14 protein-coding genes are annotated in these 13,195 nt (G+C 60.7%); 11 read left to right on the forward strand and 3 right to left on the reverse strand.

From position 1 onward, the window contains the following. Positions 1-613 precede the first annotated feature (613 nt). From VJX68_RS01365 to VJX68_RS01375, 3 genes are all read left to right on the forward strand, one after another. The gene (locus tag VJX68_RS01365) at positions 614-1,627 is read left to right on the forward strand and encodes a PQQ-binding-like beta-propeller repeat protein (protein WP_324093841.1); all 1,014 of its coding nucleotides are present in this window, start codon (positions 614-616) and stop codon (positions 1,625-1,627) included. After that, positions 1,627-2,994, forward strand: coding sequence for a choice-of-anchor D domain-containing protein (locus VJX68_RS01370; RefSeq protein WP_324093842.1), 1,368 nt, complete (start codon positions 1,627-1,629; stop codon positions 2,992-2,994). The genes VJX68_RS01365 and VJX68_RS01370 overlap by 1 nt, the downstream gene beginning before the upstream one ends. A gap of 93 nt (positions 2,995-3,087) precedes the next feature. Next, the gene (locus VJX68_RS01375; RefSeq protein WP_324093843.1) at positions 3,088-4,422 is read left to right on the forward strand and encodes an MFS transporter; all 1,335 of its coding nucleotides are present in this window, start codon (positions 3,088-3,090) and stop codon (positions 4,420-4,422) included. 8 nt (positions 4,423-4,430) lie between these two features. Here VJX68_RS01375 and VJX68_RS01380 read toward each other — a convergent pair whose 3' ends face one another. Beyond that, positions 4,431-4,916 carry a gluconokinase gene (locus VJX68_RS01380; RefSeq protein WP_324093844.1) on the reverse strand — a complete coding sequence of 162 codons (486 nt, stop codon included), beginning with the start codon at positions 4,914-4,916 and terminating at the stop codon, positions 4,431-4,433. A 579-nt stretch (positions 4,917-5,495) separates the two neighbouring features. Between VJX68_RS01380 and VJX68_RS01385 the strand changes: the two genes are divergently transcribed. The 7 genes from VJX68_RS01385 (at position 5,496) to VJX68_RS01415 (ending at position 11,362) form a co-directional block, all read left to right on the forward strand. Further along, complete coding sequence (locus tag VJX68_RS01385; protein ID WP_324093845.1) at positions 5,496-6,737, forward strand: amidohydrolase family protein; 1,242 nt, start codon at positions 5,496-5,498, stop codon at positions 6,735-6,737. 13 nt (positions 6,738-6,750) lie between these two features. Next, positions 6,751-7,620, forward strand: a complete 870-nt coding sequence (locus VJX68_RS01390) for an alpha/beta fold hydrolase (RefSeq protein WP_324093846.1) — start codon at positions 6,751-6,753, stop codon at positions 7,618-7,620. Continuing rightward, positions 7,617-8,162 carry a HEAT repeat domain-containing protein gene (locus VJX68_RS01395; RefSeq protein WP_324093847.1) on the forward strand — a complete coding sequence of 182 codons (546 nt, stop codon included), beginning with the start codon at positions 7,617-7,619 and terminating at the stop codon, positions 8,160-8,162. The genes VJX68_RS01390 and VJX68_RS01395 overlap by 4 nt, the downstream gene beginning before the upstream one ends. Before the next feature lie 87 nt (positions 8,163-8,249). After that, complete coding sequence (locus tag VJX68_RS01400) at positions 8,250-9,524, forward strand: acyl-CoA dehydrogenase family protein (RefSeq protein WP_324093848.1); 1,275 nt, start codon at positions 8,250-8,252, stop codon at positions 9,522-9,524. Positions 9,525-9,545: 21 nt separating this feature from the next. Then, complete coding sequence (locus VJX68_RS01405) at positions 9,546-10,550, forward strand: phosphotransferase family protein (RefSeq protein ID WP_324093849.1); 1,005 nt, start codon at positions 9,546-9,548, stop codon at positions 10,548-10,550. Between the two features lie 27 nt (positions 10,551-10,577). Next, the gene (locus VJX68_RS01410) at positions 10,578-10,934 is read left to right on the forward strand and encodes a DUF6285 domain-containing protein (protein WP_324093850.1); all 357 of its coding nucleotides are present in this window, start codon (positions 10,578-10,580) and stop codon (positions 10,932-10,934) included. Further along, entirely contained in the window at positions 10,919-11,362 is a 444-nt protein-coding gene (locus VJX68_RS01415) for a hypothetical protein (RefSeq protein ID WP_324093851.1), read from the forward strand. The genes VJX68_RS01410 and VJX68_RS01415 overlap by 16 nt, the downstream gene beginning before the upstream one ends. 27 nt (positions 11,363-11,389) lie before the next feature. On the opposite strand, the gene VJX68_RS01420 is transcribed toward VJX68_RS01415, so the two are convergent. Together VJX68_RS01420 and VJX68_RS01425 are read right to left on the reverse strand one after the other, a co-directional pair. Then, the gene (locus tag VJX68_RS01420) at positions 11,390-11,812 is read right to left on the reverse strand and encodes a hypothetical protein (protein ID WP_324093852.1); all 423 of its coding nucleotides are present in this window, start codon (positions 11,810-11,812) and stop codon (positions 11,390-11,392) included. 279 nt (positions 11,813-12,091) lie between these two features. Continuing rightward, positions 12,092-12,946, reverse strand: coding sequence for a hypothetical protein (locus VJX68_RS01425; protein WP_324093853.1), 855 nt, complete (start codon positions 12,944-12,946; stop codon positions 12,092-12,094). A gap of 24 nt (positions 12,947-12,970) precedes the next feature. Here VJX68_RS01425 and VJX68_RS01430 point away from each other — a divergent pair. Beyond that, a partial coding sequence (locus VJX68_RS01430; RefSeq protein ID WP_324093854.1) for a hypothetical protein occupies positions 12,971-13,195 on the forward strand: 225 nt, incomplete at its 3' end.

Consider the following 13,195-nt stretch of genomic DNA (forward strand, 5'->3'; position numbering starts at 1 on the left):
CTCTTGCGATGACAACTCTTGTGATGGTGCGTTGCGCCCCTGAGGCGAACGCTCCGGGAGGGTTCGATGCGAGTCAACGGAAGAACGATACTTAGGTCATCGCATGATCTGATTCTCATAGTTGGCGCACTGATTGCTCTAGCGATGATCGTTTCGAAGATGGTTCACAACTGGCGAAATCTGCCGCCAAGTCTGGGGATGGACAATGCGGCGGCGGTGATGGTAGCGAACAGCCGAGTAGTGCCTCGCTGATTGAGTTTTCGTTCGCGGTCGCGATGCGGGCTGAGGGGAGACGCATCGCGACCAAGCCCCGCGAGCAGGAGCAGGCCCGGAATTCCGGGCCTGTTTCCGTTCTGGCTCTGCGTGCGCCGGGTTCAAGCTGGATATTTTCCGTAACTGGCTTTTGTGGCATAGACGTACTGCGCTTACGTCAGTAAAATGCGTCCGCAAAAGGAAATTAATATTCGGCGGGGACAGTGACAGGGCGAGTGTTGCGAGGGTTGGTGCTGGGTGCGGCGGCGCTCGTCGCGATTATCTCAGGCGCGGCCGTCAATGGACGTGCGGCGGGCGCGCTGGGGAATCGCGCTCGGCGCAGCTTGGCGCCGAGCGCGCGTTGGAGCCGGGCTTCAACGGGACGTTTCTTTACCGCAACGATAATTTCCGCACCGGGCAAAACCTCGCCGAGAGCGTGCTGACTCCCTCGACGGTCAACGCATCGCAATTCGGCCTGCAGTTCACCGACGCTCTCGACGGCGCTGCCTACGCGCAGCCGCTCTACGTTCCAAACGTGACTATCGCGAGCCAGGGGACGCACAACGTCGTCTACGTCGCGACCGAAAACGACAGCGTCTACGCATTCGACGCGGACAATGCGGGACCTGCGCTCTGGCATACGAGCTTCATCAATCCGGCGAGTGGGATTACCGCGGTGCCTGCGTCCGACCTCGGATGCGGCGACCTGGTGCCGATCATCGGGATCACCGCTACGCCAGTGATCGACCCTGCTACCGGGACGCTCTACGTCGTGTCCAAGGTCAAGCTGGGGCCCGGCAGTTATCAGCAGCAACTTCACGCGCTCGATATGACGAACGGTCTGGAGAGGACGAACAGTCCGGTAACGATTACCGCGAGCGTGCCGGGAACCGCACCGGATGCGGTCGACGGGATAATTGCCTTCAATCCGCTGTTGCAGCACGATCGCCCGGCGCTGACGCTCGCGAACGGCGTGGTGTATTTGAGCTTCGCGTCGCATTGCGACATACAGCCCTACCACGGATGGATTCTCGGCTACGACGAGACCTCATTGGCGCGGGTGGTCGTGTACAACACCACCCCCAACGGCGACGAAGGCGGCATCTGGGAGGCGGGATGCGGTCCGGGCGTCGACACCAACGGCGATTTGATCACGATTACCGGCAACGGAACTTTCGATACTGGCGCGTCGCCAGTCAACTACGGCGACAGCTTTCTCCGGCTGACGCCCGGCGTCGGAACAACCGGTACGATGTCAGTCAGCAGTTCTTTCACGCCGCTGAACGAACTCATTCTCGATGACGACGACCTGGACATGGGGGTTCGGGCGGCAACCTGCTGCTGCCCGATCAGCCAGGGCCGAATCCACATCTGATGGTCGGCGCTGGCAAAGTGGGCAACCTCTATCTTGTGAATCGTGACAGCATGGGCGGATTCAATGCGGCCATGGATCAGATGGTGCAGGAGCTTGACAGCGCGGTCGGTGGAATGTTCAGCACGCCTGCGTACTGGCAAGGAAACGTGCCGGGTGTTGGCCTGCAGAACATGATCTACACCGTCGGTGTATCAGATGAGCCCAAGATGTTTGTAGTCTCCAATGGACTGATCCAGACGCCGCCCATCTCAGCAGGGGCAGCCTTTTTGTTTCCGTCCCCGGGCGCGTCGCCGGTTATCTCCGCCAATGGCACGACCGGCGGTATTCTGTGGGCGATCAACAGTGGGGCATGGAACTCAGGTGGAACCGCAGTTCTTTATGCCTTCGACGCGGCCAACCTGAAGACCGAGTTATACGACAGCAACAAGTTCAGCGCTGATAACCCCGGTCCGGCAGTGAAGTTCACTGTACCGACCGTAGCCAACGGTTCGGTCTACGTGGGAACGCAGACCCAACTTGCGGTGTTCGGATTGTTCCCCGGTGGAACAAGGGGAGGCCCGACCCCGACTGCAACCGCCACCGCAACCGCAACTGCGACGCCCTCGGCGACCGCAACCGCCACTGTGACGGCGACGCCGACGCCGAGCGTCACAGCTACGCCGACGGTGACGCCAACGCCGACCGCGACCAGCACGGCCACGCCCACAGGGACGCCGATGCCGACCGCCTCACCAAGCCCGGTCTTCGCGACGCTCGAGGCCAACCCCACGTCGATTTCTTTCTCAAATCAGGTGGTGGGCCACCAGAGCAAGGCCGCAAAGGTAACTGTGATCAACACTGCGGCGACGACGCCGGTCACGATGTGGGAGCCGACAGTGAGCAGCGGATTCGTCGTAACCTCGAGTAATTGTCCAGCGGTGCTGCAGTCGGGCGCCTCGTGCACGATCGGTGTCGCATTCGTTCCGAGCGCGAAGGGCAAACGAATCGGGCAGTTGCAGTTAAACAGCAACGCCTCGTACGGAGTCCGCACAATCAAACTGAAAGGCAAAGGCCTCGCACCGAAGCTGAAGACGCCAAAATCGATAAGCCTCGGACAAGTGTCGGCTGAAGCGGTCAGTTCCGCGCAGAGCGTTACGCTGGTCAATGACAGTGCTGCGCCGATCTCGTTCACGACGGCTCCCGCAGCCACTCCGCCATTCAACGTGACCGCCAACACCTGCGACACGATCGCGCCGAACGGGGGCACTTGCACAATCTCCGTCGAGTTCACTCCGCATAAACGCGGCAAGTACGTGGGGACGCTCGAACTTCGGGACGACGCGGCAAATAGCCCGCAACACATAAAACTCTTCGGCAGTTCCAGATAGGCAGTCGCGATGCGGAAGACCCGGCTTGCCGGGGGTTTCGCGATCTGAAACCCTTAGCGAATCGACGTGCGCCTCGCGCGCGCAAGTTCCGCGATGCAGGCCGCTCAACCAAACAGCCCGACAGAACAACCAAAACCAGCCACCTGGATTCCGCGGCCGCGCCGCTACCTGGCGGCGCTGTTCGCAATGCTGATGTCGGCCACGATTTTCGAAGGCTACGATATCACGATCTTCCACCTGGCCACGCCCGAAATCGCGCGGACTTTTCACCTCGCCGATCCGGCCATCGGGCTGATGGCGACAATCGTTCGGTTTGGCGGGATGCTGTCGTTCTTCGTGGTAATCCTCGCCGATCGTTACGGCCGAAAACCGATCATCTCCGTGACCGTGCTCTGCTACACGATTCTCACGTTGTTCACCGCGCTTTCGAGAGGCGTGGGCTCGTTCACGATCTTTCAAAGTGCGGCGCAGATATTCCTTGCGGCCGAGTTCGGGGTCGCGGTCACCATGATCAGCGAGGAATTTCCCGACGCACGGCGCGGGCGCGCCATCGCGGCGCTGCACATGGTGGCGTTTCTCGGCGTGACCGCTGCCGCCCTTACCTACGCAATCATGGCGGAGTCGCGATGGGGATGGCGCGGCATGTACCTGCTCGGGATCGCGCCGCTAGTGATGGTTTGGTATTTGCGGCGCGGATTGCGCGAGACGGCCCGCTTCATCGCACTCGAGCGGGTGCGCACGGCGGCAGGTCTGGCGCGTCCCGCCTTCTGGACCTCGATTCGCAATTGCCTGACTCCCCTGGCCGGGCCGTACCGCTCGCGCCTGCTGGTCATGGCCGGGCTGTGGAACTCGATCGGATTGATCGGCGGCCCGACGGTTACATACTTCAGTCTCTACGCCCGCCGCGATCATCATTGGAAATCGCACGAGGTCGCGGCGGCGATAATTCTGGCCTACGCGATGGGCACGATCGGCAGCATGCTGAGCGGATACCTGATGGACCGGCTCGGGCGAAAGTTTACCACCAGTTTCTTCTACCTGATGTCGGCGGCCGCGATGTACGTGCTGTTCACCAGCGACTCACACGGCGCGATCCTCGCGGCTGAAGTCGTCACGATGTTCGCCTATCAAGCGGCGCGCACCGCAACCTCGGCGCTCTCGACCGAATTGTTTCCGACTGCGATTCGCGCAACCGGCTACAGCCTGTGCGTGCAGGTGATCGGGCAGATCTGCTGGATGCTGTCTCCCGTCTTGATCGGCCTGCTCTCAGCCCCGCTTGGTGGATTGGGCAACGCGGCGTCGCTGTTCGCCGCCGGTCCACTGATAGGCATCGTGATCGTCCTGTTCTTTGTCCCCGAGACTCGCGGCAAAACGCTGGAAGAACTCTCGCCAGGCATCGAAGAAACACCGCCCGCCACGACTGAGTAATCGCCAGGCTACCGCCCGAGCCGCGCTCTGATTGCGCTCACAATGGCTTCCGGAACCGCCGAGACATCGATGACGATCGCGTCGCAAGGCTCCTCGAGCGTGTCGAGTTGACTCTGGAGCAGATCCGGATTCATGAAATGACCGGTGCGATCGCCAAGCCGTTCGGTGATCACCTGTTTCGATCCCTTCAGGTAGACGACTTTCACCGCGTTCGGATCCACGACGATCTCGTCGCGGTACGATTGCTTCAGCGCGGAGCATGCGACGACTCCATCGTGGCCTTCCAGGAGCATCGCCTCGATCAACTTTCGAATCGCTCTCAGCCATGGCGCCCGATCGCCATCATCGAGCGCGATCCCCTTACGCATCTTGCGCTTGCTCGCCTCGCTATGCAGGTTGTCGCCGTCGTGGAACTCCCACCCGAGCGACTCCGCGAGCGCGCGCCCGATCGTCGTCTTGCCCGCGCCTGTGACCCCCATGACGATTACAACCATGACACTCCGCTCTGGATGGGCAACCTTTACACAACTAATCTTCCCGCGAATGGTTCGCCATCACACGGGGAAATGGGTTAGGGGTTGGGTCTCCACTCATCGTTCGCGACTCCGCGACGTCATTTTCTTTTGTCATCCCGAGCGAAGCGAGCAAAGCGAGCGCAACGAGGGATCTCGGACAGCTTCGCGCCAACGAAGCCGGTACCGGTTTCGAGTCGCCGCCTTCCATTTCGTTTTCAATTCTGGGGGATGAACTATTCAGCCTGACCCTGCTCGATTCGGTGTGCTAAGCATAACGGTATGGACATACAGTCAAAATGCTCTTCGCGCTCTCTCGAAATCGCGCGAAGCTTGCTTTCTTCAGAAACAACTTTTGACGGAACGAAACTACCCTTGGTGCCGCGAACGTCCGAGAACCACTACCGCTGGTATAGATTGTTCTTTCCGCGGTTTCCGATCTCTCGGAATTGCCGGCTCCTTTGACCTTCGCGCACCACATCAGCGTTTCCTTGACAGTTTGCAATGTCCGTCTAACATACGACTGTTAGCGAATCGAAGGGCCCCCGCGGAGGTATCGTAATGTCAGGCGCAAATATAAACGAAAGCGAGATCAACGAACCTAACCGTTGGCGACTGGAGACTCCCGGACATGCCGGATGGAAGCGCACGGCGCGACCCGACGACCCGGACAAATACCTGATGATCTCGGCGGACTGTCACTGCAATGAGCCGTCGAATCTTTGGGTCGATCGGATCGATCGCAAGTTTCGCGATCGGCTGCCGCGAATCGAAGTCGATGAAAACGGCGTCAAGTGGGCAATCTCGGAGGGATGGGCGCGGTCGCGCCTGCTCGACAGCCGCCTCGAAGGCGAAGATCATCTGCGCTCGAAGGCGGGCGCGGATCCCGAGCAGCGTTTGAAAGATCAGGTTCGCGACGGGGTCGATGCGGAAGTCATCTTCCCCAACAAGGGCCTCACGATGTGGGCGACGCCCGACGCCGACTTCGCGCATGCGCAATGCAAAATCTACAACGACTGGGCGTGGGAGACGTTCGCCAAGTACAACGATCGCATGTCGCCGCTCGCCGCCATCGCGACGGCCGATTTGCCCGGCTCGATAAAGGAAGTCGAGCGCGTCGCGAAGATGGGATTTCGCGGCCTGACGCTGCCGTGCAAGCCGATCTTCGGCGCGCACGATGCGCGGCATCCGAACTACAACCTGCCGATTTTCGATCCGATGTGGGCCGTGATCCAGGAAGCGGATTTGCCGATCACGTTTCACGTCTCGACCGGACGCGATCCGCGCGCAGCGCGCAAGGACGGCGGCGCGGTCATTAACTACGTTTCGCATTCGCTCGTTCCGACTATCGAGCCGGTCGCAAATCTCTGCGGCTCCGGGGTGCTCGAGCGTTTCCCCGGACTCAAGTTTGCCGCCATCGAGTCGGGCATCGGATGGGTCGCGTGGGCTCTGGGAGCCATGGACGAGGCCTATCACAAGCATCACATGTGGGCGCTGCCACGGCTGAAGATGTTGCCGAGCGAGTATTTCCGCAAGCACGGATACGCGTCGTTCCAGGAAGATCCGGTCGGCCTCGATCTCGCGGTGAAATACAACCTGACCAACAACTTCTTGTGGGCGAACGACTATCCGCATCACGAGGGAAGCTGGCCGCATTCGGCCGAAGCGATCGAGCGCGAGATGGGCGGTCTGCCCGAAGACGCGCGCGCGAAGATTCTTGGCCTGAATGCGGCGCGCCTGTTCAAGTTCGACGTGGACGCGCTGACAAAGTCGCGCCGCGACCGGTTGGCAGCATCGAACTGAAGTCGGCTGATTGATGCCGTCGGAATTTTCGCATCACTACGCCAACCTCGAAGGCGTCAGGATCCACTACGTCACGATGGGGCAGGGCGCGCCCGTCGTGTTGCTGCACGGATGGCCGCAGACCTGGTACGAGTGGCGCCGCGTGATGCCGCTGCTGGCGGACAGGTACTCGCTCGTGGCGCCCGACATGCGCGGCCTCGGCGATTCCTCGCGGCCAAGTACCGGCTACGACAAGAAAAGCGTCGCGAACGACATCTGGTTGCTCATGCACAGCCACTTCGGGCACACGCGCTTCGCCGTCGTCGGTCACGATTGGGGCGCACCCGTCGCGTTTCGCCTCGCCGCGGATCATCCGGCAGAAGTGACGCATCTGGCGATGCTCGATGTTCCCGTCCCCGGCGATCAACCGGCGGGCGGCACCGCAGCGGACGCAATCGGCCGCGGCGCGCGATGGTGGCATCTGTTCCATCAGGTGCCCGATCTACCGGAAGCGCTCGTGTATGGCCGCGAACGGCTGTATCTGGAATTCTTCTACATGAACGGATGCGACGTGGCTGGCGCGATCGGCGACGCCGATATCGCGGAATACGTACGCACCTACTCGCAGCCGGGCGCGATGCGTGCCGGATTCAACTTCTACCGCGCGCTGTCACAGGACGTCGCGGACAATCGCGCCACACTCGCAACCGGATTCAAACTCCCGATGCCGACGCTGGGGCTCGGTGGCGGAGGCCCGCGCGGCCGCGGCGATCTCGTAGTCGAATCGCTCCGCCGCGTCGCAGTTCACGCATCGGGCGGCTCGATCGCCGATTGCGGCCACTTCATTCCAGAAGAGAAACCCGCGGAGCTCGCCAATCAGTTGCGCGAATTCCTCGCGAAGTGAAATCGCATGTGGTGAAGCGTCTCAATGTCGCGCGGGCTTTCGACGCGGTTCGAAATGCTGAGCCGGTGGATGCCTTCGAAGCTGCGAAATGGCTAATGAAGCACGACCGGGTCGTTCCGGCCGAACGTCTGATGGAGATTGCGAACGATAAGAAATGCTCAATGTGGAATAGGGTCGCCGCGATTCACACCATAGGTTTCCTTCGCCGCAGACCGTCTATCGCTCCTGGACTAATCGCACTGCTGGCGGACCAACAGGAGAAAATGAAGGTCAGGGGACAGGCGGCGGAATCTCTTGCCTACTATCGGGAGAAATCGGCCATACCGCTGTTGCGCAAGATCCTGTTATCGAGCGAACGTCCGGGATTGAAGGTCGATTGCATCTTCGCGCTCTCGAAAATGTGGGAGTTTAGCGAGGACCTCAAAACATTTGACTCCAATGCTCGCAAGGCTTTGAACAAATTTGCGCGGACGCACCCGACCGGCAAAGCGGGCCGAGAGTTAAAGCGATCGATGCGCGGAATTCGCCTTGGCTGGATATAGTCGAGTAAGCGCGAGCCAAGATGCTTCCGTTCGCAACCACACTCTGGTACGCCTCGCACATAACGTCATCGCTTGAGGAGAAACGCCGTGGATTTTAATATTCCTGCCGACGTAACAGCCTACCTGGCCGAGCTGGACGCGTTCATCGAGAAAGAAATCAAGCCGCTCGAACGCGAAAACGACAACATCCGCTTTTTCGACCATCGCCGCGAATGGGCGCGCACCGACTTCGAGCGCGACGGCCTGCCGCGCCATGAATGGGAAGCTCTGCTCGGCGAGATGCGCCGGCGCGCCGACAAGGCGGGGCACTATCGCTACGCGCTGCCAAAAGAATACGGCGGCAAGGACGGCACCAACCTCGCGATGGCGATCATCCGCGAATACCTGGCGGCCAAGGGCCTCGGGCTCCATAACGATTTGCAGAACGAAAGTTCGATCGTCGGCAATCTGCCGACGGTGCTGATGTTCCGCGACTTCGGCAACGAGCAGCAGAAAAAGGAATTCATCCCCAAGTTGCTCGACGGCTCGATGCGCATCGCGTTCGGACTCACCGAACCCAATCACGGCTCCGACGCGACATGGATGGAGACGCGCGGCGTTCGCGACGGTGATCACTGGCGCATCACCGGCGCCAAAATGTGGAACACCGGCCTGCACGTCGCCACCCACGATTTCGTGTTCGCGCGCACCAGCGGCAAAGACGGCAGCCCACGTGGCATCACCTGCTTCATCGTCCCGACCAAAAGCGCCGGTTTCAAGGTCGAAGAATATTTGTGGACCTTCAATATGCCGACCGATCACCCGCGCGTTTCGCTCACCGACGTCGCGGTGCCGGCCGATTCGATCCTCGGCGATCCGGAAAATGGACTGGCGGTGGCGCAGCATTTCGTCCACGAGAATCGCATCCGCCAGGCGGCGGGTTCGCTCGGTGCCGCGCAATACTGCATCAACGAGAGCGTGAAATACGCCAAGGAGCGCAAGCCGTTCGGCAAGCCGCTCGCGAGCAACCAAGCGATTCAATGGCCGCTGGTCGAGCTCCACACCGAGGCCGAGATGATCCGCAATCTAATCCACAAGACCGCGTGGCAGATGGATCAGATGTCGAAGCCCGAGGTCGCGCTGAAACTCTCCGACAAGGTCGCGATGTGCAACTACCGCGCGAATCGGTTGGTCTGCGAAGCGGCGGACCGCGCGATGCAGGTGCACGGCGCGATCGGATACTCGCGGCATAAGCCGTTCGAGCACATTTTTCGGCATCACCGGCGCTATCGGATCACGGAGGGCGCGGAGGAAATCCAGATGCGGCGCGTCGCGCAGTACCTGTTCGGATTTTTCAAGGACAGAAAGCCGGCGGAAGAGTAGGGCGCTGCGCGCAAGACAAACATGAGCAGCGAAGATTTCGCCGCGCGCCTGCAAGCCGCGATCGCGCGTCATGTCGGCGCGCCGGGCACAGTACACGATCTGCAACGGCTGACGGGTGGCGCGAACAAAACGACGTGGTCGTTCGATGCGGACGCCGCCGGCAGGCGCGGGCAATTCATCCTGCAACTGGCAAGCGCTCGCGCCAACGACGAAAGTAATCCGCTGGCGGGAGTCTCGCCGCATCTGACCGCCGACGAAGACGCGCGGCTGATGATAGCGGCGGTGAAGGCTGGCGTTCCGGCCCCGCGCGTACGCGCAATCCTGAAAGATGAAGATGGGCTCGGCGCCGGCTACGTCACTGAAAGGGTGGCAGGCGAGACGCTCGCGACGAAAATCCTGCGCGAAGAACGCTTCGCAGGTGCGCGCGCGACGATGGCAAAGCAGTGCGGCACCATCCTCGCCGCGATTCATCGCATCCCCGTCGCCGAAGTCCCGTTCCTGATGAAACTGACGCCGGCGGAACACATCGCGGCGCAGCGCCGAATCATCGAGTACTTCGGCTTTCACTCACCGGCTATCGAGCTAGGCCTCAAATGGGCCGAGCAGCACGCTCCACGCAACACGTGCCACACCGTTGTGCACGGCGACTTCCGCGCCGGCAACTTCATCGTCGGCGAGGAAGGAATCCGTTGCGTGCTGGATTGGGAAATAGGGCAGAGCGGCGATCCGATGCAGGACCTCGGCTGGGTCTGCGTCAAGACGTGGCGATTCGGCGGCAAGAAACCGGTCGGCGGCTTCGGCACGCGCGAGGACCTGTTCGAGGCTTACGAAAAAGCAAGCGGACACTCAGTCGATCCGGCGCACGTGCGCTTCTGGGAGGCCTACGGCAGCGTGCGCTGGGGCATCGGATGCTTCAGCATGGGCGCTCGCGGAACCGAAGAAGTGGGCATAGAACGCTGCGCGATCGGCCGGCGCGTCGAAGAGCCGCTCTGGGATTTCCTCAATCTGATCGAAGGCCGCGATTGACTATCCGACTGACTAAAGGACTGACTAATGCCACAGAGTACCCCGAAAGCCGCGGTCCTGCTCGAGGCCGCGGTCAAGTACCTTGAATCGGAGCTGATGCCGACCCTTGAGGGCTATCATCGCTTCCAGACGCGCGTCACCGTCAACGTGCTGAACACAGTTCGCCGCGAGCTCGAACTGCGCGAGGCGCAGGCCGAGGCCGAGCGCTCGCGCCTGGTAGCGATGCTCGGCCACGATGGCGAGGTCGAGGCGCTAAGTGTTGAGCTGGCGGAGCGCATTCGCGCAGGAACAATTGCAATCGACGATCCCAAGCTGCGCGCCCATGTTCGCCAATCGCTTGCCGACGCGCTCGCGATCAACAACCCAAAATGGCTGACCCGCTGATGGCTGGCGACGGCGATCGCTGGCCGCGCGACTTCCGAATCTTCGCCGGCCTCTGCATTCTCTGGTCACTGGTTCTGTTCGCGCGCTCAATCTTCAACCTCTCCGGCGGCGGCGCGCAGATTGAAGACGTAATTTTCGGCGTGAAGTTCCACGGCGACGAGGCGCGCGTCACGATGGCTCTGCAAGCCATTATAATCGCCGCGTTCGGAATCGGAATCGTGACGCGCCAGCGCTGGGGCCCAGTCCTCGCACTACTCTACATGGCGCAAGTGGTAGCGGGCCACGTGATCTTCATCATGTCGAACCTGGGAGTAGATGCGCAACGTGTCCACGTGAAGATCGCCGCGATCGAAAGCCCTGTCGTGCTGCTGATAGCGCTGTATGTCTGGTACCGCGCCCGCCCGCTCCTGCGCCAGCCTTCTTTCTGATTCGAGCCCGACTGCCGGTCGCGGCGGTCAGCGCTTGAGAAACGAGTAGTTCCTCGGTGCGTGCTCGTTAAGGTATTTGCGCAGCGATTCGACACCACTGTCGCGGACCGTGGTTTGCAAACCCGTCGCGGACTTCTCTTCGATCCACCATTCGTTGGTACCAAGCCGTATGTGGGCGAGCTTATTGCGTCCGACCTCGGCGCTGCCGCACCCGCCAAAATGCTGCAAACTCAGGCCGAACTCTTCGAGTGCTTCCCGCCAGTAAGTCCAGTTCAAGCGAAAGGTTGTCGATGGAGCCCCCTCAGGAACATCCTGAGCCTTGATCGCGTAGCGCTCCATCAGCACCTTCTGCAAGCGGTGCGCAGTCTCCCGCTCCGCCGCCAGGGCTCCTTTGTCGGTGCTGATCCTGCGCAACAGTGCGATCTTTCGCAGTGCGTCTTCCACCGTCATCGAAACTTCGCAGTGCCCCCTTAGCTTGACGAGTCTTGATGGGCAATAAAACTAATTGTATCATGTATTGCTGTCAACAACCCAGTCAAAAATCTTGATGACAAGTCTAAAGGCGAACCTGTTCGCCGCGGGGCCGTCAAGTGGCGCAAAACCGAGACTCAGCCCCTGTTGTCATGGCCATATAATGGACCGTGGTGGCGGCCTCAGGCGGCGCGCTTTGCAGTTGCTTTGCAGGCGCGGGTCCTGAAAGCTACGGTTTGGGTATGTTCGCGGGTAAGTTCACGAACGCTCTGACGGTTGTGCGGCTGATGGAAGGGGAGTGCCGGGGGAACTGGATGAGCCATTCCACGGCGCTATGATGATCTCCGTCCGGTTGTCTTCGCCCGTGAATATGGACGGCGACCAGTCATACGCGGCTTTCACCTGGGTATACTTTCCCATCGGAAAAAAGACCCACCCTTCACCACCCATCGCGGGATCATGGTGGAGCTGGGAAATTCCTGATCCGATTGGACACCCATGGGCCGCCTCCAGAGAAGGGGGGCATTCCGGGATTGTAACTTCCGTGAGTCTCATCTTTTCAATTGTCTCGGCGGGCTGCGTTCCCAAAGATGCCGCTTCGGCGAAAGCGAAGGGGACCGCTAGTATTGCGAATATGCCACTGGAGGTATTTTGGGCCTCAAAAGACGATTCTCGCGCGATAGTGATTGCGTGGCTCTCGCGTGCATTTACCGCATCGAGCAGCTTTTGAGTGCCTCCCGCAAGCTTGGCTGCGTCATCCGGGGGAATTGCCTGCACGTATTGGCCTGATTCATTCAGCGCCGCGACTTGTTGACGGGTCAATGGAGAACTTGTCGAACCGCAGTTCGCGGTGCACTGGCGCCTGACAAGTACGGGAATCGTGCCGCCGACCGGCGCCAACGCGCTCGCGGATAGTTCCACCGTCGGTAACTGACCATCGACCGCTCCCGCGCACCCGCTGATGATGAAGGTGAGCAGGACAGCGGCCGAGAATGCAGGCAAGCAGCCGAGTCGGCGGCTTGGTCGAGTTCGATAGCTGTGCTTCACGCCAAAGAAAAAGCAACAGCCATGCCACCCGCGAATGTACAACAAATCAAACAGGTGCGCATTCAATTAATCCGATAGCGAGATCGTGGAATGCATCCTTTGGAGACACGGCGACAAAACGAACGGGCAAAGCGGGCCCTGCCCTCGCCGCCGGGCAGGAACGCGGCACTGATCAACCAGGACGGCGAGCTCGAAGCCGCAACTTTATCTGCCAGGCAAACAAAAGAGAACGCGTATGCCGCGAGAGAAAAAACGACGAGCTTCTACAAGCGCGTCGAAGCGTACTGGTTGAGATTCTTGCTTGATCTTATTGGT

This window comes from Binatus sp. (SeqCode), from assembly GCF_035272065.1.
Taxonomy (GTDB): domain Bacteria; phylum Desulfobacterota; class Binatia; order Binatales; family Binataceae; genus Binatus.

Excerpts from the sequence above, each read along its gene's own strand:
- VJX68_RS01405 (WP_324093849.1), top strand. The coding sequence starts at position 9,546 with ATGAGCAGCGAAGATTTCGCCGCGCGCCTGCAAGCCGCGATCGCGCGT.
- VJX68_RS01390 (WP_324093846.1), top strand. The coding sequence starts at position 6,751 with ATGCCGTCGGAATTTTCGCATCACTACGCCAACCTCGAAGGCGTCAGG.
- VJX68_RS01385 (WP_324093845.1), top strand. The coding sequence starts at position 5,496 with ATGTCAGGCGCAAATATAAACGAAAGCGAGATCAACGAACCTAACCGT.
- VJX68_RS01415 (WP_324093851.1), top strand. The coding sequence starts at position 10,919 with ATGGCTGACCCGCTGATGGCTGGCGACGGCGATCGCTGGCCGCGCGAC.
- VJX68_RS01380 (WP_324093844.1), bottom strand. The coding sequence starts at position 4,916 with ATGGTTGTAATCGTCATGGGGGTCACAGGCGCGGGCAAGACGACGATC.
- VJX68_RS01420 (WP_324093852.1), bottom strand. The coding sequence starts at position 11,812 with ATGACGGTGGAAGACGCACTGCGAAAGATCGCACTGTTGCGCAGGATC.
- VJX68_RS01375 (WP_324093843.1), top strand. The coding sequence starts at position 3,088 with ATGCAGGCCGCTCAACCAAACAGCCCGACAGAACAACCAAAACCAGCC.
- VJX68_RS01410 (WP_324093850.1), top strand. The coding sequence starts at position 10,578 with ATGCCACAGAGTACCCCGAAAGCCGCGGTCCTGCTCGAGGCCGCGGTC.
- VJX68_RS01370 (WP_324093842.1), top strand. The coding sequence starts at position 1,627 with ATGGTCGGCGCTGGCAAAGTGGGCAACCTCTATCTTGTGAATCGTGAC.